Source organism: Cupriavidus sp. FW305-3-2-15-C-LB2, assembly GCF_058787575.1.
The window spans coordinates 67,573-88,604 of the sequence record NZ_JBYSZW010000020.1; the positions used below are offsets into that span (position 1 = coordinate 67,573).

Here is a 21,032-nt window from a genome sequence, read left to right on the forward strand (position 1 = left end):
TCAGCGGCTCCCCAGGCGGTCGGCGGGGACCACGTCGGGCTGGATGCGGCCCAGGTCCAGTTTCAGGATTTCCGGCCCGAAGGCGGCCAGCCCGACGGTCAGCGCGGTGTCGATCACGCCGCCCTTGCTGGTGGGCACCGCTTCCTTGATCACGGCGAGCGTGCCGTTGCGCCCCTCGGGCGTCCAGGCGTTGGTCAGCAGCACGGTGTGGTCCTGCATGCCGAAGCCGGTCCAGCCCGGCCACAGCGCGCGCAGGGCCGCGTTGTCGCCGGCGACGGACAACCCCACCTCGGCCCGGTAGAGGTTGCGCGTGGCCAGGTCGAAGCCGGCACTGACCGCGTTGGCCGCACCCATGGCAGCCGTGATCGGCTTGAGCGTGGCTGCCGGGGTTTCGTCGACGCCGCTGCCCAGGGTCACGTCGGCATAGTTGCGCAGCATGTCGACGCCGGCATGGTCCTTCCACATCGGCGCCATGCCGCCGGGCAGGCGGCGCGCGGTGCGGTCGCTCGACGCCAGCGCGGCCTGGTCGTGCCCCAGCACGCGCTGCACGAATTCGCTGCGGATCTCTTCGTCGCCCTTGCTGGCGAAGCTGCCGTGCGACGCGCGCCAGCCCGGGTCGACGGTCCAGACCGTGCGCTCCCAGCCGGCATAGCGCGAGGCCATCAGCGCCTTGTTGCGCACGTCGCTGAACTTGCCCAGCATCGCCATGCCGAGAAACAGCACGCCGAGCACCGTCATCGCGGCGATCACGAATTCGATCATTGCCTGTCCGGCTGCCCGGTTCGGCCTGGCTGGCCTGCGCATGCGCATGTCCGCTCCCTCAGTTGCCCTGTGCCGCGATCGCGGCAACGCGTTCGAGATCGCTGGTCTGCGTCAGCGATGCCTGCCAGTACGGATTGAAGAGGCTCGGGTATTCGATGCGCGAATCGGCGCGCCGCCACCCCGCCGCGCTGCGCAGCGCACCCGCCATGCCGCCGCTGTCGGTCGGGCGGATAAAGTACGCGCTGCCGCTGGCCAGCGCGCGCATCATGCCGCCGGCCATGCGCCCGTCCAGCGTCAGGCGATCTCCGCCCGGCAGCACGCGCGAACTGGTGACGACTGAAGTGTCCTGGCGCTGCGCCTCGATCGTGATCGAGGGCGCGCGGTTGAAATCGTCCACGGGCCCGGTGCCAGGCTTGGGCTGGTTGCTCAGGTCGGCGTACTCCTGCAGCCCCGCGGGCTTGTTGTGCAGGGTCTTGCCCGGGCCCGACGAGTACTGCATCTGCGCGGCGATCAGCGTCAGCGGGTTCAGCAGCGAACCGCCGAAGTTGCTGTAGCCGCCATAGCCGGAGCGGCCCGAATAGCGCCCGCCCGGGCCATTGGCCGCGCCGCCGCGCCCGACACTGGACACCGTGGGAATCGCAAACCCGACCGGGCCGGCCGGCGTGGCCCAGACACAGGCAAGCGTGCCGTTGGCCTGCGAGGCATCGAGTGCTTCCCAGCCCTTCTTGTCGCGGCGCAGATGCGTGCCGCCATCATGCGTGACGACGGTCACCATGATGGCCACCACCGCGCCCTTGCAGCCCTTGTAGGCAGTGGGGACCGCCGTCGGCGAGCGCGGCGAGCCGCGGTCCTTCAAAAAGCCGTCGAGCGTGGTGCCGTCGGTGGTGACGTCGGCAAAGCGGTCCTTGCCGGTGGCCGAACCCTGCTTGGGATTCTGCGGATCAGTCACGGTGGTGAACTTGGTCCAGCGGGCCAGCTGAACGCCATAGCGCGGGCCAAGGAAGTAGCCGGAACTGACCGTCGAATCCGGCTGGTTGCGCTTGGCGACTTCGTCGGTCACCAGCGGTACCGCGGCGATGGTGCCCGCGTGGTAGGCGCGCTGCGCCATGCTGAGCGCGGCGATGATGTCATCAAGCCCGGTCACCAGCGGCGGCAGCAGCGTGTTCAGGGCGGATCGCACCGGCGTGATCGCGGCCTTGCCCAGTTGCTTGGGCGTGGTCCACAGCAACTGCCCGTCGGAGAAGATCTTGACCAGCGTGTCGATCCAGGTGTTTTCCGTGTAGGTGCCCTTCAGCTCGTCGATCCACGACTTAAGGCTCACGGCCTGGGCCACGGCCACCTGGTTGGCCACCATCGCGCGGTTCGCGTAGGCGGCAAAGTTGTAGTCGCGCGCCTGCAGCACCGCGGCGCTATAGGCCGCTGCGTCCGCCGTGTTCTGCAGCTTGGTCTTGGCGCTGGTCAGCTGGCTCGCGTTGAAGGCGAGATACAGGGCCAGCCCGCCGATGGCGAGGAACACCAGCGCGAAGGCGAGTGCCTGACCGCGCTGGCCGGGACGGCTGCGTCGATGCGCAAGACCTGTTTTGCCCATGTTCCGGGATCGCGAGTGCTGGAGCGCAGCGAGCAACTGGCGGCGATGCCGCTTAGTTGTTCTTGCCCGTGTCGTTGCCGACGTTGTAGTTGTTCAGCCCCTTGCCCTGGTTGGCCTTGGAGCTGGCATCGTCCGCGGCGCTGCCGGCTTGCTTGATGGCCTGCTTGGATGCCGAGTTCTTGCCGGCCATTTCCTGGGCGAGGCCCGCGGTCTGGTTGCGAATGGTCTGGCCGAACATGGCATAGACGCCGATCGCGGACACGGCGATCAGTGCCACGATGATGATGTATTCGGTCATGCCCTGACCTTGCTGACGCGCCTTGCGGCGCAGATTTGCGAATGTCATAACGACTCCTTCCATGGGAATGCACAGAAACGGTTGCGCCATATGAAAGGCGCCTCATATGGAAGCCATATGTAAAGGAAAACACTGATGCGAACGGTTATCCGGCAGCAGCGGCGTGCATGCTATCAAAAGGTTCCTTAGGGCCGAAGAGGAATAATTTCAATATTTTTAATAGCGTTGAAATAACCCTACCAGGGACTCCCCCGAATGTAACAAAAAGTAATCCTTCACAATGGGCGGAGGTTATACGAACTATTCTCGGAACCGGCACATTGCCAGCAATGGGGTGCTGTTGAGCGTTGATTTACGGATGACAAGCCGCGCCACGGGCGGCAGGCCGCATGCGGCCTGCCTGCTGGACTTCAAGGCGAACCGGGGCAGTCATACCGCCCCTGCCAGCTGCCCGCGGCATAAAATAAAGAAGCAAAAAAATGGCAGAACTGGATATAAAGAATGCAGTGGAAATACTGGGGGCGTTAGCACAGGAAAATCGGCTCAGGATATTTTTACTGCTCGCCGATTCCGGACCGGAAGGAATACCGGCAGGTATTATCTCCGCATCTTCCGATTTAACTCCCTCTTCCGTAACATTCCATTTGAAGGAATTGGTCAGGACGGGGTTGGTTAAAAGCCGCCAGCAAGGGCGGTTCATGATTTACTCCGCCACCACCGACGGCATTTCCTCAGTCCTCGCATTTCTTGGCGGGAAATGCGCTTCCCTGCAGTAGAGGGCACTGTTCCGGCGGCGCGCCGCGCCGCCGGACGTCCCGCCGCGCGGGCCTGCGCCGCCAGCCCGGCACCTCATCCCGACAATCACGTCTGCCAAATTTGCGTATTTCGAATTCATGACACAAATCGTGTCAATTATGTTGTTTCAGGATCATTGCCGATTTCGGAATTCAGCCTTGATCCAGATGCGACACGCCGCCGCTGGTGGCCAAGGCAGGCGGTTTCTGACCATTTGCCGCGCTTTCGCCGGAGCCGAGCGGCAGACGCCCGGAGAAACGCAGGCATCCCGTGACGGTAACAATGCAGCATTTTTAATACTTTTACCATTTATCCGACAGCAGCTCGCAAGCTCGATCGAGCCCGCCGAGAGTCCGTGCCGGCGATGCGAAAGCGCCAACCACACCGCGCCCCGCACCGGTGAGGTCAGCGTCACTCGGGGACCAAGCGGGACTTTTCGGTAAACTGTCGGCATTCCGGGACGCGCCGCGTCCCGCAGCCTGCGCAGTCCCCCTCATGTCAAATACCCACGAAATCCGCCCCGGCCAGTCCATCGAACTGCTCAAGGAACTCCATATCCTGACGCGCGACGGCAAGATGAATCAGGACAGCCGGCGCAAGCTCAAGCAGGTCTACCACCTGTTCCAGTTCATCGAACCGCTGCTGCAGGAGGTCAAGGCCGAGCGCGGCCGCGTCACGCTGGTGGACCACGGCGCCGGCAAGTCGTACCTGGGCTTTATCCTCTACGACCTGTTCTTCAAGGCGCTGCAGGACGACTCACACATCTTCGGCATCGAAACCCGTGAAGAACTGGTGAAGACCTCGCAGGCGCTGGCTGCGCGGCTGGGCTTTGCTGGGATGTCGTTCCTGAACCTGTCGGTGGCGGATTCGATCACCTCGCCGCAGCTGCCGCCCACCGTCGACGTCGTCACCGCGCTGCATGCGTGCAATACCGCGACCGACGACGCGATCCGCTTTGCGCTGGCCAAGCAGGCCCGCCATATCGTGCTGGTGCCGTGCTGCCAGGCCGAGGTGGCCAGCGTGCTGCGCAAGCACAAGGGCAAGCTGCTGGCGGGTAATCCGCTGACGGAAATCTGGCGCCACCCGCTGCACACGCGCGAGTTCGGCAGCCAGGTGACCAATGTGCTGCGCTGCCTGCAGCTGGAGGCGCATGGCTACCAGGTCAGCGTGACCGAGCTGGTGGGCTGGGAACACTCGATGAAAAACGAGCTGATCATCGCGCAGTACAAGGACCTGCCGCGCCGCCGCCCGGCCGAGCGGCTGGAAGAGGTGCTGGAAAGACTGGGGCTGGAAGAGATGCGCGAGCGCTTCTTCACCGCGCCGGTGTCGGCTGCGTAATCAGCCTTTGCCGGGCTCGTCCTCGCCCGCCATCCAGCGCTGCCAGCCCTCGTGGCCCAGGCGGCGCATGGTGGCCTGGTTGCGCTCGTAGATATCCGCCGCATCCGGGAACGCCGCCGCCGCGCGGGCGATGGAGTCCTCGCGCAGCAGGTGCAGGATCGGATACGGGGCGCGGTTGGTGTAGTTCTCGATATCGTCCGGCTCGGTCCCGGCAAACTGGTACTGCGGATGGAAGCTGGCGATCTGCAGCGTGCCTTCCAGCCCGAGGCTGCCGAGCAGGCGCTCGGCAAAATACAGCAGGTCGTTGAAGTCGAGAAAATCGGCCACGGCATCCGGCAGGATCAGCAGCGTGGTGTCGATCTGGTCGGGGTCGGCGTCTGCCAGCAGGCGCAGTTCGCGCTCCAGGTCGTCCATCACGTCCGGCGCTTCGGTGACGGTGCTGACCGCGTAGCGCACCTGCTCCTTCACATACACGCTCTTGGCGAACGGGCACAGGTTGAGCCCGATCACGGCGCGCTCCAGCCAGTGGCGGGTGGCGGCGATGACGGTGTCTGCGGAGTGAGTGGCGGAGGTCATGATGGCGATGCGCGGCAAAGCGTCATTCTAGCGCTGCCGCAGGCTCTATAATCCGCGGCGGAAACACCCCGCCCCCTGCCGAGCCTCCTGATGCCCTCTTCCGCCACTTCCTCCCCTTCCCAAGCCAGCGTCGACGTTGCCGTCATCGGCGGCGGTCCGGCCGGCCTGATGGCGGCCGAAGTGCTGGCGGCGCAAGGTGCCAGCGTGGCCGTCTACGACGCGATGCCGTCGGTCGGGCGCAAGTTTTTGATGGCCGGCAAGGGCGGCATGAACCTGACCCACGCGGAGCCGGAGCCGGCCTTCCTCGGCCGCTATGGCGCCCGCACCGCACAGATCGCGCCGATGCTGGCGGGCTTCGGCCCGCAGGCCCTGCGCGACTGGGTGCACGGGCTTGGCATCGAGACCTTCGTCGGCAGTTCCGGCCGCGTCTTTCCGACCGACATGAAGGCCGCGCCGATGCTGCGCGCGTGGCTGCACCGCCTGCGCGAGTCCGGCGTGCAGTTCCATATGCGTCACCGCTGGCTGGGCTGGGACGAGGGCGCGCAGCATGCGCTGCGCTTTGCCACGCCGCACGGTGAAACGGTCGTGCAGGCACGCGCGGTGGTGCTGGCGCTGGGCGGTGCCAGCTGGGCAAGGCTGGGATCGGATGGTGCGTGGGTGCCGCGGCTGGCCGAGCGCGGCGTCGGGATTGCGCCGCTGCGGCCTGCCAACTGCGGTTTCGATGTGGCGTGGAGCGAAGCGTTTGCGGCGCGCTTTGCCGGCGAGCCGGTCAAGCCAGTAGCCATCGCCCTGACCGACCGCGACGGGCAAGCGCACTACCGCCAGGGCGAGTTCGTCATCAGCGCGACCGGCATCGAAGGCAGCCTGGTCTACGCGCTGTCCGCGCCGATCCGCGACCGCATCGAGGCCGATGGCGGCGCCACCATCCACCTGGACCTGCTGCCGGCGCATAGCGCCGAACATGTCAGCGCGCAGGTAACGCATCCGCGCGGCGCGCGCTCGCTGTCGAGCCACCTGCAAAGCCGGCTCGGCCTCACCGGCGTCAAGGCCGGACTGCTGCGCGAATGCCTGTCGAAGGAAGCGATGCACGATGCCGGCACGCTGGCCGCATCGATCAAGGCGCTGCCGCTGCGGCTGCTGCGCCCGCGGCCCATCGACGAAGTGATCAGCAGCGCCGGTGGCGTGCGCTTCGAGGCGATGGATGAAGGGTTGATGCTGCGCGCGCTGCCGGGCGTGTTCTGCGCCGGCGAGATGCTGGACTGGGAGGCACCCACCGGCGGCTACCTGCTGACGGCGTGCTTTGCCAGCGGGCGCACCGCGGCGCTCGGCGCCGCGGCTTACCTGCAGCAGGCTTAGGCGGCCTTGCCGCCGACGATGCTGAGCGCCACCGCCTCGGCCACTTCGATGCCGTCGATCGCCGCGGAGTAGATGCCGCCGGCATAACCCGCGCCTTCGCCCGCCGGGTACAGGCCCTTCACATTGATGCTCTGGTAGTCATCGTTGTTGCGGCGGATGCGCAGCGGCGACGAGGTGCGCGTCTCCACCCCGGTCAGCACGGCATCATGCAGGGCAAAGCCAGGCAGCTTCTTGTCGATCTCGGGAATGCCCTCGCGGATCGCCGCGATCACGTAGTCAGGCAGCGACGTGCTCAGGTCGGTCGGCGTCACGCCGGGCTTGTACGAGGGCTCGACCGAACCCAGCGACGTCGACGGCCGTCCCGCGATGAAATCGCCCACCAGCTGGCCCGGCGCGCAGTAGTTGCTGCCGCCCAGCTCGAACGCGCGCTCTTCCCACTTGCGCTGGAATTCGATGCCGGCGAGCGGGCCGCCGGGATAGTCCTCGGGCGTGATGCCGACCACGATGCCGGCATTGGCGTTGCGCTCGGCGCGCTTGTACTGGCTCATGCCGTTGGTCACCACTCGGCCCGGCTCTGACGCAGCCGCCACCACCGTGCCGCCCGGGCACATGCAGAAGCTGTACACCGACCGCCCGTTGCTGCAGTGATGCACGACCTTGTAATCGGCCGCGCCCAGCAGCTTGTTGCCGGCGAACTTGCCGAAGCGGCTGCGGTTGATCAGCCCCTGCGGATGCTCGATGCGGAAACCCAGCGAGAACGGCTTGGCCTCCATGAACACGCCGCGCCTGTGCAGCATCTCGAAGGTGTCGCGCGCGCTGTGGCCGACCGCCATGATGACGTGGTCGGCTTCCAGGTATTCGCCGCTGGACAGCTTCAGGCCGCGCACCTGGCCGTTGTCGATGTCGATATCGTCGACGCGCGTCTCGAAGCGGATCTCGCCGCCCAGTTCGATGATCTCGGCGCGCATCTTCTCGACCATGCTGACCAGCCGGAAGGTACCGATGTGCGGGCGCGCCTTGTACAGGATGTCCTCCGGCGCGCCGGCGCGCACGAACTCGTTGAGCACCTTGCGGCCATAGTGCTTGGGGTCCTTGATCTGGCTGTACAGCTTGCCGTCCGAGAACGTGCCCGCGCCGCCTTCCCCGAACTGCACGTTCGATTCCGGATTGAGCACGCTTTTGCGCCACAGGCCGAAGGTGTCCCTGGTGCGCTCGCGCACTTCCTTGCCGCGCTCCAGGATGATCGGGCGGAAGCCCGACTGCGCCAGGATCAGGCCGGCCAGCAGGCCGCACGGGCCCATGCCGATCACCACCGGGCGCGGATGCGAGCTGCCCGCCTGCGCGCGCGCGACGAAGTGGTACGCCATGTCGGGCGTCACGCTCCAGTTCGGCTTGCCGGCCATGCGTTTGATTGCCGCAGCCTCGTCGCCGACCTCGATATCGATGATGTAGGTGAGCTTGATATCCGAGCGCTTGCGCGCATCGTGGGCACGGCGGAACACGGTATAGCCGATCAGGGCGTCTCCCTTGACGCCGATCTGCGCGGCGCTGGTGCGCACGGCGGCGTCCAGGTCGCTTTCGGTATGGTCGAGCGGGAGTTTGACTTCACTTAGACGTAGCATGGGGAACCCGAGAACTGCGGCCGGGGGGTTGGGCACACCAATGTGCCAGGCCGGCCGGAGCGCAATTTTATAGGCTTTCGGGCGCGGAGTCGGGAATCTGGCGGGATTCGGGCTGGCGGGCCGGGCCGGTGCGGCGCCAGGACAACGCCAGCCAGGCTTGCAGCCGGGGCAGCCAGCCCGGCGGGTCAGTGATCGACAATGCGCCGGCGCGGCTTGCCGACAGCGTCAGCCAGCCGCGCGCGGGCACGGTCCACGTATCGCCCGCGCGCAGGCGCCGCCGCGGTACGTAGCAGGTCTCGGCCAGCCATTGGGGCGGCCCGGCCAGCTCCAGTTCACCCGCGCCGGCATGCAGCACGGTGCCCGCCGCCACGCGCAGGCGCAGGCACTGGCCGGCCAGAAGCGGCACCACGGTTGATGTGTCGTTGAGATCGCTTTGCATGGCAGGACTCCGGTAACAGGCACAGGACTCCAGCCTATCGACCTGATCTCAGCCGCGGCAGGCACACCGCGGAACCGCCTGGACCGGAACAGCCATGCGAATTCAGCCCTGTTACGATACAGTTGCCCCGCTTCTGTATCTGTACTGATGCGGCCAACCGCGCCACGATGGCCCCAATGGAATCCGCCCCGCTCTACCGCCAGGTTGCCGGCCACTACCGCCGCGCCATCGAATCCGGAACGCTCGCCGCCGGTGACCGCATGCCGTCGGTGCGCGCGCTGATGGCGCTGCACAGTGTGAGCCTGTCCACCGCGCTGCAGGCATGCAGGCAGCTCGAGAGCGACGGCTTGCTGGAAGCGCGGCCGCGCTCGGGTTATTTCGTCGCGGCACCGCTGCGTTCGCCGCTGGCGGCGCTGGCCGAGCCGGCCGCGGCCTTGCCTGATCCGGCGCAGTATGTCGGCATCCACCAGCGCATTTCCGGCTTGCTGGCGCGGGGCCAGCACCAGCATGTGCATACCAACCTGGGCGGCGCCTATTGCGCGCCGTCACTGTATCCGACCGAGGCGCTGCGCAGCGCCGCGACCCGTGCGCTGCGCCGGCATCCGATGCTGTTCGGCGAAGCGGTCGAGCCCGAGGGCTACCAGCCGCTGCGCTCCGCGCTGGCGCGCCAGGCGTTGCGGGCGCGCGTGCAGCTCGCGCCGGAAGAAATCGTCATCACCAACGGCTGCACCGAGGCGCTCAACCTCGCGCTGCGCGCGGTGGCGGGGCCGGGCGACGTGATCGCGGTGGAATCGCCGACCTACTACGGCCTGCTGCAGATCCTGGAAAGCCTGGGCATGCGCGCGCTGGAGATCCCGTGCAGCCCCCAGACCGGCATCTCGCTGGAGGCGCTGGAGCTGGCCGCGCAGCACTACGACAACATCCGTGCGGTGGCGGTGGTGCCCAACCTGCAGAACCCGCTCGGCTGCATCATGCCGGACGCGCACAAGGCGCGGCTGGTGCAGTGGTGCGAAGCGCGCGGCATCGCGCTGATCGAGGACGACTGCTTCTCGGCCACCGCCGACAGCGATGCGCCGCCGGCCGCGGCCAAGGCCTGGGATGGCAGCGGCAACGTGATCCACTGCGCTTCGCTGCACAAGGTGCTGGCGCCCGGCATGCGCCTGGGCTGGATCGCCGCCGGCAAATGGCAGGCGCGCGTGGAAATGCTCAAGTTCGGCCTGTCGCGGCCCAACGAGATGCTGTCGCAGATGGCGGCCGCCGACTTCCTGGCTTCCGGCGCGCACGACCGCCACCTGCGCCGGCTGCGCACCCGGCTGTGCGCGCAGCGCGAATGGTTCGCGCAGGCCATCGCCGCAAGCTTTCCCGCCGGCACGCGGCTGGGGTCCCCGCGCGGCGGCATGCACCTGTGGGTGGAACTGCCCGCCCAGATATCGTCCGAGGCGGTGTTCGACCAGGCGCTGCAGGCCGGCATCCGCGTGATGCCGGGCGTGATGTTCTCCAACGCCGGCCGCTTCGACCACTGCCTGCGCGTCAACTGCGGCACGCCGCGCTCGGCGCAGATCGAGCGGGCGCTGGGCACGCTGGCCGCCATCGTGCAGCGGCTGGCGGGCTAGCCCTGGCGCCTGCCTGCAATATCCCTCCCCTTTTGCCTGCGCCTCGCCTATGCTAATGCGCTGGTGCGCAGGGGCGGCCCGGCTGGTCTCCGGGGGCGAAGACCGACCACGGGGCGCCGTGCACCACGGGAAAAAGAAAAAGGAGAAAAGCCTTGAGCAGTGCATCCGCGGCAACGTCCGTCGGCAAGAGTGCCGGCAACCCTGCCGGCAACAACCTGGACGACTATCAAACCCTGTTCCAACTGGCACCTGTCTCGCTGTGGCTGGAAGACTTCAGCGCCGTGCGCGAGTATTTTGCGCAACTGCGCAAGGAAGGTGTCACCGACCTGCGCGCCCACCTGCGCGCGGACCCGCGGCAAGCGGCGCAGTGCTCGGCGCTGATCCGCGTGATCGACGTGAACCGGCGCACGCTGGAGCTGTTCCGGGCAGCCGATCTCGACGACCTGGTGGCCAACCTCGACACAGTCTTCCGCGACGACATGCTCGACCAGCATGTCGAGGAGCTCGGCCAGTTGTGGGACGGCGGCAATCGCTTCGCCAGCCAGACCGTCAACTACGCGCTGGATGGCGAGCGGCTCGATATCCAGCTGGAGGCCACGGTGTTGCCGGGCCACGAAGATACCTGGGAGCGCGTGCTGTTGTCGATCAGGGACATCACCCCGCGCATGCGCACCGAGCGTGAACTGCGCCGCAGCGAGCAGTATGCGCTGGGACTGTTCGAGCATTCGCCGGTGTCGCTGTGGGTAGAGGACTTCAGCGCGGTCAAGGTGCTGCTCGATGAAGTGCGCGGCGCCGGCATCACCGACTTCCGCACCTTCCTCAACGTGCATCCGGACTTTGTCTCACGCTGCATGCAGGAGATCCGAGTGCTCGACGTCAACCAGCAGACGCTGCAGATGTTCGGCGCGGACAGCAAGCAGGCCCTGCTGTCGCGGCTGGGCGATGTGTTCCGCGACGACATGCGCATCCATTTTGCCGAGCAGCTGATCGACCTCTGGCACGAGAAGCTGTGGCAGCAGCGCGAAGTCATCAACTACGCGCTCGATGGCCGCGCCGTGGACGTCTTCATGCAGTGGTCGGTATTCCCCGGGCGGGAAGCGGACTGGGACCAGGTGCTGGTGTCGCTGACCGATATCACGGCGCGCAAGAAGGCAGAAGCCTATGTCGAGTTCCTGGGCAAGCACGACGTGCTGACCAAGCTCTACAACCGCGCCTACTATGAGGACGAGCTGGCGCGGCTGGGCCGCAAGGGCCCGTGGCCGGTCAGCGTGGTGGCGGTGGACCTGAACGGCCTCAAGGTGGTCAACGACCAGTTCGGCCATGCCGACGGTGACGGGCTGCTGCGCCGCACCGGCGAGGTGTTGAAGAAGGCGGTGGGCGAGCAGGCCTGCGTGGCGCGTATCGGCGGCGACGAGTTCATGATCCTGCTGCCCGGGCGCGACGAGCGCGGCGCCGCCACGGTGGTCGAGCAGATCGGCAAGGTGGTGGAGCTGAACAACCAGTTCTACCCGGGCACACGCCTGAGCCTTTCCATCGGCCACGCCACCTGTCTGCAGGGCGACCGGCTGAATGAGGTCGTCAAGCTGGCCGACAGCCGCATGTATCAAGCCAAGCGCGACTACTACACCACGCTGGCCAACGAACGCCGCCGCGATTGAAGCCTGGCGGCTCAGCCCGGGGTGCATTCGCCGCGCATCAGCGCCCACTCCTCGCATTGCTTGCCTGACGGGAAGATGCAGATGCCGGACTGGCCGGCCGGGGTCGACACGATCTGCAGCTTGCCGCCGCGCTGCGTGCAGTTGACGGAGGCGGGGTTGGGCTTGCCGATTGTCTGGGCGCTCCCCGGGCGCTCTGCCGGGGTGTTGCTGCAAGCGGCCGCGCCAACGACAGCGAAGGCCAGCAACACTGCAATACGGGTGCGCATCGGGGTCTCCGCGAGGAAAAGAAACGGGCCCATTGTTTGCTCCCCTCTCCCGCAGGCGGGAGAGGGAGCAAACCGCCGGATTTTGCTTCTTACAGGAAGACGATCAGCCCCACGCCCAGCACGATCAGGCCGAACTTGGTGACGTAGTAAAGCTGGCGGTTCCAGGCCTTGAAGCGGCGGCGATACTGGCCGCCCAGCCAGACAAAGCGGAACAGCCGGTTGATCATGCCGGTCTGGTCGTGCTCGTCATTGGGCGAGCTGGCCGCGGTCATGACCTTGCGGCCCATCCAGTGGTTGAACTTCGCAGCCCAGCCGTAGCGCATCGGGCGCTCGATATCGCAGAACAGGATCAGCCGGTTGGCATCGCTGCGGTTCTCGGCCCAGTGCAGGTAGGTTTCGTCGAAGACCACGCCCTCACCGTCGCGCCAGCTGTGGCGCTCGCCGTCGACCTCGATAAAGCAGCGGTCGTCGTTCGGCGTGGCCAGGCCCAGGTGGTAGCGCAGCGAGCCGGCGAACGGGTCGCGGTGCGGGTTGAGCTTGCCGCCCGGCGGCAGCTCGGCAAACATCGCCGCCTTCACCGTGGGCAGCTCGCGCAGCAGCGCCACGGTCTTGGGGCAGAACTGCTCGGCCGACGGGTGCTGGGCCTCGTACCACTTCAGGTAGAAGCGCTTCCAGCCGTACTTGAAGAAGGAATTGAAGCCGGCGTCGTCGTTCTTGTCCGCTGCCTTGATCTTGCGCATCGCGGTCAGCGCCAGGCCTTCGTCGCGGATCTCGGGCCAGGCGGCGCGCAGCTTTTCCAGGTCGGGGAAATTGTCGACCGGGATGTACGGCGTGCGGGGCACGCCCGAGAACGCATACATGAAGCAGTTGATCGGGGCCACCAGGGCCGAATGGTCCAGCAGCTGGCGCCAGATGCGCAGGCGCACCTTGCCGCGGAAGTGCACATACAGCACGGCACCGAGGTAGCCCGCGACGATAATCCACTTGATCACCGAAATCCTCCTGGTCAGCCGCCTCCGCCGCGTGTCAGTCACAGCGCGGACCGGCTGGGTGAAAACGCGTATTTTAGCGAAACGGCAGAGCCGCCGCAGCTTGAGACGATTGCGGCACATGGCCCGCGGTGCGGGCCGGGAAGTCAGGCTGGCGCGTTCAGGCCCCGCCGCGCGACTGCCGCGCGATGCGCTCGATCAGCGCCTGGGCGTCGTCGGGCAGGCCCTGCAGCCTCAGCAAGCGCGCGTTCAGCACCAGGTTTTCCAGCACCAGCTTGGCTGTCGAGGCCCACATCGTGGCCAGCAGCGCTTCCACCGGCAGGCCGGACGCCTCCATCTCGCTGGAGCGCTCGGCGATCAGCCGGCACGCCAGCCGGCGCAGCGCGGCGTCGTCGAACGGCAGGTCGGCGTAGTCGATGGGGTCTTCCTTCTCGACTTCCGTCATCAGTTGCAGCAGGGTGTCTTCTGTCATGGGCAGACTCCTGGCCAGGCAAGGCGCGTGGGCTACACGCGGAAATCAGCAGCCATGTCGGCATCGGTGCGCGCCTCGAGGCGCCCCGAACGGCACGCGGCGACAAACTGATCGTAGTCGCGCTCGACCTGGTCAGCATAGCCATTGGCATAGCCTACCATCGCCTCGGCCATGCGGTCGCTGCGGCCCAGGTAGCCGCTGACCTCGGCGGCCAGTCCGCTGGCCTTGGCGTGCGCCCGCGCCAGCACCCAGCCACACAGCGAGGCATAGCGGCCGAGCAGCTCGCCGTCCATCAGCTCGATCTGTGCCGACAGCTTCATGTCGCGCAGCTGCCGCAGATAGAAGTGCCGCCCGAACGGCCCCTTGGTCCAGCCGAGGAACAGGTCGCTCGCGGCCTGCATCAGCCGCTGGCCCTCGACCACGCGGCGGCCCTCGTGCGCGGTCGGCGCGCTCTTGAAGTAACGCGCCACCACCGACCTGGTGGCCTCCTTGACCTGCAGGAACAGCGGCTTGTCATGCTGGTCCACCAGCAGCTGCACCAGGCAGCGCTTGCCCACGCTGCCCACCCCGACCACCTTGAAGGCCAGGTCATGGCGCGTGAAATGGCCGAGCAGCCGGCGCCGGTCGGCAGCCAGCGTGGACAGGTAGTCCTGGTAGGCCTGGTCCAGCGCCAGGTCCGCGTCGCTGGCGGCCAGCCAGTCGTCGCCCGGCCCGAACAGCGTCTGCTCGCCGCGCACGTGGAAGATCGCCGGCGGCGCATCGAGTATCGACCAGCGGTCGCCGATGCGCTCGGCCAGCTTGGGCAGCAGCGACTCGTGGGTGCGGTCGGCGGCGCGCTCCATGCCGCGCCGGATGCGCTTCTGGACTTCGGGCAAGGTGTCTTCTTCAAGCAGCCGCTCGAAGGTAATGCGGTCGTACCAGGTGTCGAGCATGCCCATTTCGCCATAGGCGAGCATGCGGCGCTGGTAGCTGCCCACCGCCTCGCGCACCATGTCTTCGGCCACAGCGGACTTGTGCCGCAGGTGGCGTGCCGCCACCACGAAGCTTGCGCACAGGCGCTTGAGGTCCCATTCCCACGGACCGGGACTGGTTTCGTCGAAATCGTTGAGGTCGAACAGCAGCGCGCGCTCGGGCGTGGCAAAGCCGCCGAAGTTGGCCAGGTGGCAGTCGCCGCAGATCTGCATATGCAGGCCGGAATCCGCGGTGCCGGCCAGGTCGTGGGCCTGGAGGATGGCGCTGCCGCGGTAGAACGCGAACGGCGACTGGATCATGCGGCCGTAGCGCAGCGGCACCAGCCGCTCAACCCGGCCCTGGCTGCTGATTTCCAGCAGTTCGACGGGGTCGCGGTCGACGTTGCCGATGGCCTCGTGCGCACCGCGCGGCACCTGCTGGCGGGCGGCCCTGCCGCGCTCGCGCCGGGCCTCGACAGTACCCTTGGCCACGGCTTGCCCGCCCTCCTGACGTGTCGCCACCATGCCCCCAATGCCGGCGCCGCCGGCGGTTGCCATTTGTGCAGCATCTGCAACAGAAGCTAATGCACTGCGCCGCGGCTTGTCAATCGGCAGGCCACGGCGCGGGTCAGGCTGGGGTCGGGCGGATGTGCGCCGTGGCTCAGAGCGCAGGCGGCTGGCGACGGAAACCGACGCCGAAGCGGTTCCATGCATTGATGGCCGAGATCAGCAGCGTCAGGTCGGCCATTTCCTTTTCCGAGAATTGCTCTCGCAAGTCCTGGTAGTCCGCATCCGGCGCCTGGCTTTGCGGCAGCAGCGTCAGCGCCTCGGTCCACGCCAGCGCGGCGCGCTCGCGCGGGGTGAACCAGCTCACTTCACGCCAGGCCGGCAGCAGGTTCAGGCGGCGCTCGCTTTCGCCATGCTTGCGCGCATCGGTGATGTGCATGTCCAGGCAGAACGCGCAACCGTTGATCTGCGAGGCGCGGATCTTCACCAGTTCCTTGAGCGTGGTCTCCAGCGAGCAGCGTGCCAGATAGACCTCCAGGCCAATCATTGCCTTGTAGGCGTCAGGGGCCACGTCTTGCCAGTTCATCCGTTCTTCCATGATCGATCTCCGCTTTGACAGGTTGGATTCGGCGGGCACTGGTGTCGCGCCCGTTGGGATGAAAGATAGATCCATCGATTGGCCCCGCACACTGCCAATTTCCGGCAGAATCAGTAGACCAATCCTGACCGACGCGTACCTTATGGAACTGCATCTCGCCCTGGACCAAGCCAGCGACCTGACCGCGCAGATCGTCCACCAGATCCGCGACGCGATCCAGGGCGGCCGGCTCGAGGCCGGCGCACGCATGCCGCCTACGCGCCTGCTTGGCACCCAGCTGGGCGTGGCACGCAAGACGGTGACCACGGCGTATGAACGGCTGGTGGCCGAAGGCTGGCTGCACGCGCGCGTCGGCGACGGCACCTATGTGGCCGAGGGGCTGGCCCGCCCGGCCATGCGCATGGCGGCGGCGCCGGTGCTGCCGCCTGCCGTGCAGCGCTGGATGGCGGTGCCGACGCCGTTCCTGGACTCCGGCGGCGGCGCGCGCTATGGGTTCCAGCCGGGGCAGGCCGATACCACGCGCTTTCCGCATGAAGCCTGGTCGCGCTGCGTGCGCGCGGCGCTGGCCGCCGAGCGCCAGCGCCCGCCCGGCGTCGCCGATCCGGCCGGTGAGATGGTGCTGCGCCAGGCCATTGCCCGCCATATCGCCTTCACGCGTGGCGTGCAGAGCATGCCGACCGACATCCTGGTCACGGGCGGCGCGCAACAGGGCATCGACCTGCTGGCCCGGCTGCTGCTCGGGCCCGGCGCCGTGGTGGCGATGGAGGATCCCGGCTATCCGATGGCGCGTTCGTTGTTCCAGGGGCTGGGCGCACGGGCGGTGCCAGTGCCGGTCGATGGTGAAGGGCTGGTGGTGGAGGCGCTGCCGAACGATGCCACGCTGGTCTATGTCACGCCATCGCACCAGTCGCCGCTGGGCGTGCCGATGAGCCTGGCGCGGCGCCAGGCGCTGCTGGACTGGGCGGCACGCCGCCACGCGGTGATCCTGGAAGACGACTACGACAGCGAATTCCGCTACGGCGGCCAGGCGCTGGACGCACTGCAGACGCTGGACCGGCATGGCCGCGTGGTCTACCTCGGCACGTTCTCGAAGACGCTGGTGGCCAACCTGCGCTGCGGCTACCTGGTGGTGCCGCCCTGGCTGATGCCGGCCGCGCGCAAGGTCAAGCACCTGATGGACTGGTACACGCCGACGCTGATCCAGCAGGCGCTGGCGCGCTTCCTGTCCGAGGGTCACCTGCTGCGCCATATCCGGCGTTCGCACGCGCGCCACGCCCAGCGCCGCGCCCGCCTGCTGGCGCGGCTGCACGGCGACCTGTCGCCGTGGCTGGAGCCGCTGCCGGCAATGGCGGGCTTCCACCTGGCGGCGCGGCTGCGCGTGCCGGTGGCGTCCGAGGCACTGGTCTCGACTGCACGCCTGGCCGGCCTGGCACTTGCCACGCTCGATCCCTGCTATGCCACGCCCCCTGCTACCTGCGCGGGGCTGCTGCTGGGCTTCGGCGCCATCGACCTGCTGGATATCGATCCTGCCCTGGACCGGCTGGCAATGGTACTCTCTGCACTGGTACCTGAGCCGGCGCACGCCACGTGATGCGGGCCGCACAGGAGCGATACCAGGTGACGCATGCCACGCGCATGCCATCACAGCGACATGGCGCCGCTGTCATGCTGGTATTTCGCAAACCGACGTGAACAAACCGGAAGCGTGCGGGTCTCATTCGCACTTTCCACACAACCAGAGTCGCGTTCATGACCAAGCGTTTGTTGTCCGCCATGCGTCAGTACGCATGGTTTGCCGGGGTGAAGCACCATGTCGTGCAGGGCGTCGAAGCCCTGGCGGAACTGCTCAAGTCCCCTTCCGCCGCGGCGCGCGCCGTCGCGGCCATCGTTGCCGAAACCGAGCACGGCGTACAGGTCTGGGTCTCGTACTTCGGCAAGCCGCTGGATCCGCACACCAACTACGTGCTGTGGCCCAACCGCGCGCTGCGCCCGGCGCGGCGGCGCATCCAGCCCTCTCCGATCGAACTGTTGCAGATGCAGCGACGGCGCGACGGATAGCCGCGCCTGCTTGCTGGCTGACGGGATGCAGCGCCGCCGGAGTTCAGGAGTCCGCCCAGCGGCGCAGCAGGTTGTGATAAACCCCGGTCAGGCCGATCACCGATTCATGCGCCTGGCCGAGTTCCTGCGCCACCTGGCGGATACGCGCGTCCAGCTCGAACAGCAGCGCGCGCTGGCCATCGTCGCGCACCATGCTCTGGATCCAGAAGAACGATGACACCCGCGCCCCGCGCGTGACCGGCGTCACGTGGTGGATGCTGGTGGCCGGGTACAGCACCATATGCCCGGCCGGCAGCTTCACGCGCTGCTGGCCGTAGGTGTCCTCGATCACCAGTTCGCCGCCGTCGTATTCGTCTGGCTCGGTCAGGAACAGCGTCGCCGACAGGTCGCAGCGGATACGGAAGCTGGTGCCGCGCAGGTAGCGGATCGCGTTGTCGACATGGTTGGCAAAGGTATGCCCGCCTTCATAGCGGTTGAACAGCGGCGGATAGACCTTCAGCGGCAGCGCCGCCGAGAAGAACAGCGCGTTGTTGCCGAGCGCGTCCTGGATCAGGTCGCCCACCTGGCGCGCCGCGGCGAGCCCTCCGGCAACTGCAGGTTGCGCTTGGTCAGCGCCGACTGGTAGCCCGAGGTCTCATTGCCGTCGGCCCACGCCGCCGCGTCGATGACCTGCCGGACTTGCGCCACCTGGGCCTTGGACAGTACGTCGGGAATCTGCAGCATCATGATGGCAAATGTCGGAATGAATCGGGCAGGTGCACTTTGTATGGGAAGCGCGGCAGGGACCCGAACAAGAATCATTACCGTTTGATCCTGTGCAGGCGGCGGCTTCACTACAATGGGTTCTGTATCCCCGTCACCGACAAGGAGCCGACATGTCCGAACCGCTACACGATGAAGCGCTGGTCAATCTCTACCTGGAACGCATCTCGGCTCTCTCGGTGAGCGCCTTCGATGGTGCCGATGTCAGCGGCGAGCTCGATGCGGTGATGCGCGAAGCGGTAACCAAGTGCCAGGCCGCGGGCGGGCCGCAGGCGCACGGAACACTGACGGTGCTGGCCACGCGGCTGCGTGAGCATGCCGACGCCGCGGAGCGTGAAGACCAGCCGCTGGTGCGCGATACCTTCAGGCGTGCGGCGGAACTGGTGCGCACCTAGTGGTGCCAGCGCACGAACGCTGCAAGGCATGCCTTTGGGTTGCGCGGAATGACATCGGAGCAGTGAGTGAGTCAGGCCGGACGGCCTTGAGAACAACGCCTTGAAGGACTGCGGCGAATGCCGCTGGATACTGATATAAGGCGTTGGTTGCGGGGGCAGGACTTGAACCTGCGACCTTCGGGTTATGAGCCCGACGAGCTGCCAACTGCTCCACCCCGCGTCTGAAGGAGACGGATTATGGGCGATTCATCCGCGCATGGCAAGCGCTATTTTGCCGTGCGCATGAAATCGTTCGCTCGTGCCTCGCGCCATCATGCAATGCGCCTGACTTTGCCGTCCGGTTCGTGCGTTGCAAGCACGGCTTCGACATAGCGATTGACGTGTTCGAGCGCCTCGAGCTTGGTGTCGAACGGCTGGTTGGGAAACGGGTTGTGCCGCCCCGCGAGAATCTGGCCGTCGGTGCGGCGCATGATCTCGATCAGGATGGCCCACTTGGACCTGGGCAGCGCAATCACTTCATAGACGATCTTGTAGCCTGCATATTCCGGCATGGCGGGGGCACTCCTTTCTGCTGCAATGGCGAGCGAGACTTCGCTCGCTTCATTTCCAGCGTAGGAGTGCCGGGCAGGATCAAGAATGATCCGCGTCAATAGCAATAGATCACGGCATGATATAAGCCGTTGCGCCAACCACAATGACGCGCAACCCTTATTCGGCGGGCCCGAGCAGTCGGTCCACCAGGGCATAGCCCGCGCCGAAGGCAGCCACCTCCGCCGCATGGCGCGTGGCGAACTGCTGCGGGCCGCTGGCAAGCAACTCGGTATCGCCCGCGTCGGCCGGGTCGGCGCCTTCCTGCGACACGCGGACTTCATAGCCCCAACGGCCGATGCTGTCCTGCCCGTGCGGCGATACCAGGACATAGACATCCATGCCGCGGTACTCTTCAACGCGCCACTCTGCGTTTTCCATGCGCTCAGCTCCAAGGGTCGAGGTTGTGCCTGATTCGAGCCTAGGAGGCCGCACGCGCGACCGCAAGGCGTGACGCAGCAATCGCAGGTTTGCGTGGGCGCAGACGGAAAGCGGGAACGGTAGCCGCGGCGCGCAAGTCGAACGGCACGACGGCGAAAGGACGGAAACGAAAAAGGGCTTCCGTTTCCGGAAGCCCTTTTCTTTCTGCATAGGTGGCGCGGCTGGCAGGATTCGAACCCACGACCCCTTGGTTCGTAGCCAAGTACTCTATCCAACTGAGCTACAGCCGCACGCGAGAAAAAGATTATAACCCAGTTTTTATTTTTGGGAAGCCCCTTCGCAACCTTTTTGTGATCTTTCTTTGGAAGGGGTGCAGCAGATGCCCGCCGGCGAGGTTCGCCTGTGGCGTTTTCCTATAATGACAGATCCAAGAAGTGATCCGGAACATGAACAAGGCATTTGTCAAAGAGTCGTCCGGCGACGAGGACGACGACCTCCCCGAAGGCGCAACGCCGCTGCCTCCCGGCACCAAGAACTACATCACCGCCGAAGGCTACAACCGCCTGCGCAATGAGCTGATGCAGCTGATCGACGTCGACCGGCCCGATGTAGTGCAGATCGTGTCGTGGGCGGCCTCCAATGGCGACCGCTCGGAGAATGGCGACTATCTCTACGGCAAGAAGCGCCTGCGCGAGATCGACCGCCGCATCCGCTTCCTGACGCGCCGCCTCGACAAGGCGGAAGTGGTCGACCCGTCGCTGCAGGGCGACAACGACCAGATCTTCTTCGGCGCCACCGTCACCTACGCCAATCGTGCCGGCGAAGAAACCACCATCACCATCGTCGGCATGGATGAAGTCGACCTGGACAGCAACCACGTGAGCTGGATCTCGCCGATCGCCAAGGCGCTGATCAAGGCGCGCGAGGGCGACACCGTGGCGCTGCGCACGCCGGCCGGGGTCGAGCAGATCGATATCCTGGAAGTCCGCTACCCGTCGCGGAAACAATAGCCTGGAGTGGA

General features: G+C 66.5%; 22 protein-coding genes, 2 tRNA genes and 1 pseudogene. 9 read left to right on the forward strand and 16 right to left on the reverse strand.

The window, feature by feature from the left end:
- The 3 genes from AC3WRR_RS16610 to AC3WRR_RS16620 are packed head-to-tail and all read right to left on the reverse strand — an operon-like array spanning position 1 to position 2,696.
- Positions 1 to 762 (reverse strand): hypothetical protein, encoded by a 762-nt coding sequence (locus tag AC3WRR_RS16610; protein ID WP_010809202.1) that lies wholly within the window; start codon positions 760 to 762, stop codon positions 1 to 3.
- Positions 763 to 820: 58 nt separating this feature from the next.
- Entirely contained in the window at positions 821 to 2,350 is a 1,530-nt protein-coding gene (locus tag AC3WRR_RS16615; protein WP_010809203.1) for a pilus assembly protein TadG-related protein, read from the reverse strand.
- A 52-nt stretch (positions 2,351 to 2,402) separates the two neighbouring features.
- The gene (locus AC3WRR_RS16620) at positions 2,403 to 2,696 is read right to left on the reverse strand and encodes a Flp family type IVb pilin (protein ID WP_010809204.1); all 294 of its coding nucleotides are present in this window, start codon (positions 2,694 to 2,696) and stop codon (positions 2,403 to 2,405) included.
- A gap of 431 nt (positions 2,697 to 3,127) precedes the next feature.
- On the opposite strand from AC3WRR_RS16620, the gene AC3WRR_RS16625 reads away from it, so the two are divergent.
- Both AC3WRR_RS16625 and AC3WRR_RS16630 read left to right on the forward strand, forming a co-directional pair.
- Positions 3,128 to 3,424 (forward strand): ArsR/SmtB family transcription factor, encoded by a 297-nt coding sequence (locus tag AC3WRR_RS16625; protein WP_010809205.1) that lies wholly within the window; start codon positions 3,128 to 3,130, stop codon positions 3,422 to 3,424.
- Between the two features lie 514 nt (positions 3,425 to 3,938).
- On the forward strand, positions 3,939 to 4,781 hold the full coding sequence (locus AC3WRR_RS16630) for a class I SAM-dependent methyltransferase (protein ID WP_011614818.1): 843 nt from the start codon (positions 3,939 to 3,941) through the stop codon (positions 4,779 to 4,781).
- Here the strand turns inward: AC3WRR_RS16630 and AC3WRR_RS16635 are convergent, their stop codons facing one another.
- Positions 4,782 to 5,357: a DUF1415 domain-containing protein gene (locus AC3WRR_RS16635; protein ID WP_011614817.1), complete on the reverse strand. Its 576-nt coding sequence runs from the start codon at positions 5,355 to 5,357 to the stop codon at positions 4,782 to 4,784.
- A gap of 90 nt (positions 5,358 to 5,447) precedes the next feature.
- Between AC3WRR_RS16635 and AC3WRR_RS16640 the strand changes: the two genes are divergently transcribed.
- Positions 5,448 to 6,713: a TIGR03862 family flavoprotein gene (locus tag AC3WRR_RS16640; protein WP_439668647.1), complete on the forward strand. Its 1,266-nt coding sequence runs from the start codon at positions 5,448 to 5,450 to the stop codon at positions 6,711 to 6,713.
- Here AC3WRR_RS16640 and AC3WRR_RS16645 read toward each other — a convergent pair.
- A complete protein-coding gene (locus AC3WRR_RS16645; protein WP_010809209.1) occupies positions 6,710 to 8,335 on the reverse strand; it encodes an NAD(P)/FAD-dependent oxidoreductase in 1,626 nt (541 codons plus the stop codon). The two genes, AC3WRR_RS16640 and AC3WRR_RS16645, sit on opposite strands and share 4 nt — an antisense overlap.
- A 67-nt stretch (positions 8,336 to 8,402) precedes the next feature.
- Positions 8,403 to 8,774 carry a hypothetical protein gene (locus tag AC3WRR_RS16650; protein ID WP_010809210.1) on the reverse strand — a complete coding sequence of 124 codons (372 nt, stop codon included), beginning with the start codon at positions 8,772 to 8,774 and terminating at the stop codon, positions 8,403 to 8,405.
- A 176-nt stretch (positions 8,775 to 8,950) separates the two neighbouring features.
- On the opposite strand from AC3WRR_RS16650, the gene AC3WRR_RS16655 reads away from it, so the two are divergent.
- Positions 8,951 to 10,387 (forward strand): aminotransferase-like domain-containing protein, encoded by a 1,437-nt coding sequence (locus AC3WRR_RS16655; RefSeq protein WP_010809211.1) that lies wholly within the window; start codon positions 8,951 to 8,953, stop codon positions 10,385 to 10,387.
- Positions 10,388 to 10,539: 152 nt separating this feature from the next.
- Positions 10,540 to 12,045, forward strand: a complete 1,506-nt coding sequence (locus AC3WRR_RS16660) for a sensor domain-containing diguanylate cyclase (protein ID WP_439668646.1) — start codon at positions 10,540 to 10,542, stop codon at positions 12,043 to 12,045.
- Between the two features lie 11 nt (positions 12,046 to 12,056).
- Here the strand turns inward: AC3WRR_RS16660 and AC3WRR_RS16665 are convergent, their stop codons facing one another.
- The 5 genes from AC3WRR_RS16665 to AC3WRR_RS16685 form a co-directional block, all read right to left on the reverse strand.
- The gene (locus AC3WRR_RS16665; protein WP_041687227.1) at positions 12,057 to 12,311 is read right to left on the reverse strand and encodes a putative hemolysin; all 255 of its coding nucleotides are present in this window, start codon (positions 12,309 to 12,311) and stop codon (positions 12,057 to 12,059) included.
- A gap of 89 nt (positions 12,312 to 12,400) precedes the next feature.
- The gene (gene lpxO / locus AC3WRR_RS16670) at positions 12,401 to 13,303 is read right to left on the reverse strand and encodes a lipid A hydroxylase LpxO (protein ID WP_492297505.1); all 903 of its coding nucleotides are present in this window, start codon (positions 13,301 to 13,303) and stop codon (positions 12,401 to 12,403) included.
- A gap of 157 nt (positions 13,304 to 13,460) precedes the next feature.
- Positions 13,461 to 13,772: a hypothetical protein gene (locus tag AC3WRR_RS16675; RefSeq protein WP_010809215.1), complete on the reverse strand. Its 312-nt coding sequence runs from the start codon at positions 13,770 to 13,772 to the stop codon at positions 13,461 to 13,463.
- Between the two features lie 32 nt (positions 13,773 to 13,804).
- Entirely contained in the window at positions 13,805 to 15,247 is a 1,443-nt protein-coding gene (locus AC3WRR_RS16680) for a DUF2252 domain-containing protein (RefSeq protein ID WP_052181627.1), read from the reverse strand.
- Positions 15,248 to 15,383: 136 nt separating this feature from the next.
- The gene (locus AC3WRR_RS16685; protein WP_010809217.1) at positions 15,384 to 15,827 is read right to left on the reverse strand and encodes a carboxymuconolactone decarboxylase family protein; all 444 of its coding nucleotides are present in this window, start codon (positions 15,825 to 15,827) and stop codon (positions 15,384 to 15,386) included.
- 142 nt (positions 15,828 to 15,969) lie between these two features.
- On the opposite strand from AC3WRR_RS16685, the gene pdxR reads away from it, so the two are divergent.
- Positions 15,970 to 17,418 carry a MocR-like pyridoxine biosynthesis transcription factor PdxR gene (gene pdxR, locus AC3WRR_RS16690; protein ID WP_010809218.1) on the forward strand — a complete coding sequence of 483 codons (1,449 nt, stop codon included), beginning with the start codon at positions 15,970 to 15,972 and terminating at the stop codon, positions 17,416 to 17,418.
- 158 nt (positions 17,419 to 17,576) lie between these two features.
- The gene (locus AC3WRR_RS16695; RefSeq protein WP_010809219.1) at positions 17,577 to 17,885 is read left to right on the forward strand and encodes a hypothetical protein; all 309 of its coding nucleotides are present in this window, start codon (positions 17,577 to 17,579) and stop codon (positions 17,883 to 17,885) included.
- A gap of 43 nt (positions 17,886 to 17,928) precedes the next feature.
- Here the strand turns inward: AC3WRR_RS16695 and AC3WRR_RS16700 are convergent.
- Positions 17,929 to 18,611, reverse strand: a pseudogene (locus AC3WRR_RS16700) (Fe2+-dependent dioxygenase).
- Positions 18,612 to 18,760: 149 nt separating this feature from the next.
- Here AC3WRR_RS16700 and AC3WRR_RS16705 point away from each other — a divergent pair.
- Positions 18,761 to 19,042 (forward strand): hypothetical protein, encoded by a 282-nt coding sequence (locus AC3WRR_RS16705; protein WP_010809220.1) that lies wholly within the window; start codon positions 18,761 to 18,763, stop codon positions 19,040 to 19,042.
- Positions 19,043 to 19,186: 144 nt separating this feature from the next.
- Here AC3WRR_RS16705 and AC3WRR_RS16710 read toward each other — a convergent pair.
- The 4 genes from AC3WRR_RS16710 to AC3WRR_RS16725 form a co-directional block, all read right to left on the reverse strand.
- A tRNA-Met gene (locus AC3WRR_RS16710) sits at positions 19,187 to 19,262 on the reverse strand.
- Between the two features lie 91 nt (positions 19,263 to 19,353).
- Positions 19,354 to 19,593, reverse strand: a complete 240-nt coding sequence (locus tag AC3WRR_RS16715; RefSeq protein ID WP_010809221.1) for a hypothetical protein — start codon at positions 19,591 to 19,593, stop codon at positions 19,354 to 19,356.
- Between the two features lie 157 nt (positions 19,594 to 19,750).
- Complete coding sequence (locus AC3WRR_RS16720; protein WP_010809222.1) at positions 19,751 to 20,011, reverse strand: hypothetical protein; 261 nt, start codon at positions 20,009 to 20,011, stop codon at positions 19,751 to 19,753.
- 213 nt (positions 20,012 to 20,224) lie between these two features.
- Positions 20,225 to 20,301: transfer RNA gene (locus tag AC3WRR_RS16725), tRNA-Arg, on the reverse strand.
- A gap of 156 nt (positions 20,302 to 20,457) precedes the next feature.
- Between AC3WRR_RS16725 and greB the strand changes: the two genes are divergently transcribed.
- Positions 20,458 to 21,021 carry a transcription elongation factor GreB gene (gene greB, locus AC3WRR_RS16730; protein WP_010809223.1) on the forward strand — a complete coding sequence of 188 codons (564 nt, stop codon included), beginning with the start codon at positions 20,458 to 20,460 and terminating at the stop codon, positions 21,019 to 21,021.
- Positions 21,022 to 21,032 lie beyond the last annotated feature (11 nt).

What these genes read in the sequence shown, in the direction of transcription:
- AC3WRR_RS16645 (WP_010809209.1), bottom strand. Translation starts at nt 8,335, where the DNA reads ATGCTACGTCTAAGTGAAGTCAAACTCCCGCTCGACCATACCGAAAGC.
- AC3WRR_RS16630 (WP_011614818.1), top strand. Translation starts at nt 3,939, where the DNA reads ATGTCAAATACCCACGAAATCCGCCCCGGCCAGTCCATCGAACTGCTC.
- pdxR (WP_010809218.1), top strand. Translation starts at nt 15,970, where the DNA reads ATGGAACTGCATCTCGCCCTGGACCAAGCCAGCGACCTGACCGCGCAG.
- AC3WRR_RS16715 (WP_010809221.1), bottom strand. Translation starts at nt 19,593, where the DNA reads ATGCCGGAATATGCAGGCTACAAGATCGTCTATGAAGTGATTGCGCTG.
- AC3WRR_RS16720 (WP_010809222.1), bottom strand. Translation starts at nt 20,011, where the DNA reads ATGGAAAACGCAGAGTGGCGCGTTGAAGAGTACCGCGGCATGGATGTC.
- AC3WRR_RS16620 (WP_010809204.1), bottom strand. Translation starts at nt 2,696, where the DNA reads ATGACATTCGCAAATCTGCGCCGCAAGGCGCGTCAGCAAGGTCAGGGC.
- AC3WRR_RS16640 (WP_439668647.1), top strand. Translation starts at nt 5,448, where the DNA reads ATGCCCTCTTCCGCCACTTCCTCCCCTTCCCAAGCCAGCGTCGACGTT.
- AC3WRR_RS16665 (WP_041687227.1), bottom strand. Translation starts at nt 12,311, where the DNA reads ATGCGCACCCGTATTGCAGTGTTGCTGGCCTTCGCTGTCGTTGGCGCG.
- AC3WRR_RS16655 (WP_010809211.1), top strand. Translation starts at nt 8,951, where the DNA reads ATGGAATCCGCCCCGCTCTACCGCCAGGTTGCCGGCCACTACCGCCGC.
- AC3WRR_RS16650 (WP_010809210.1), bottom strand. Translation starts at nt 8,774, where the DNA reads ATGCAAAGCGATCTCAACGACACATCAACCGTGGTGCCGCTTCTGGCC.
- greB (WP_010809223.1), top strand. Translation starts at nt 20,458, where the DNA reads ATGAACAAGGCATTTGTCAAAGAGTCGTCCGGCGACGAGGACGACGAC.
- AC3WRR_RS16695 (WP_010809219.1), top strand. Translation starts at nt 17,577, where the DNA reads ATGACCAAGCGTTTGTTGTCCGCCATGCGTCAGTACGCATGGTTTGCC.
- AC3WRR_RS16680 (WP_052181627.1), bottom strand. Translation starts at nt 15,247, where the DNA reads ATGGTGGCGACACGTCAGGAGGGCGGGCAAGCCGTGGCCAAGGGTACT.
- AC3WRR_RS16625 (WP_010809205.1), top strand. Translation starts at nt 3,128, where the DNA reads ATGGCAGAACTGGATATAAAGAATGCAGTGGAAATACTGGGGGCGTTA.
- AC3WRR_RS16685 (WP_010809217.1), bottom strand. Translation starts at nt 15,827, where the DNA reads ATGGAAGAACGGATGAACTGGCAAGACGTGGCCCCTGACGCCTACAAG.
- AC3WRR_RS16675 (WP_010809215.1), bottom strand. Translation starts at nt 13,772, where the DNA reads ATGACAGAAGACACCCTGCTGCAACTGATGACGGAAGTCGAGAAGGAA.
- AC3WRR_RS16705 (WP_010809220.1), top strand. Translation starts at nt 18,761, where the DNA reads ATGTCCGAACCGCTACACGATGAAGCGCTGGTCAATCTCTACCTGGAA.
- AC3WRR_RS16615 (WP_010809203.1), bottom strand. Translation starts at nt 2,350, where the DNA reads ATGGGCAAAACAGGTCTTGCGCATCGACGCAGCCGTCCCGGCCAGCGC.
- AC3WRR_RS16635 (WP_011614817.1), bottom strand. Translation starts at nt 5,357, where the DNA reads ATGACCTCCGCCACTCACTCCGCAGACACCGTCATCGCCGCCACCCGC.
- AC3WRR_RS16610 (WP_010809202.1), bottom strand. Translation starts at nt 762, where the DNA reads ATGATCGAATTCGTGATCGCCGCGATGACGGTGCTCGGCGTGCTGTTT.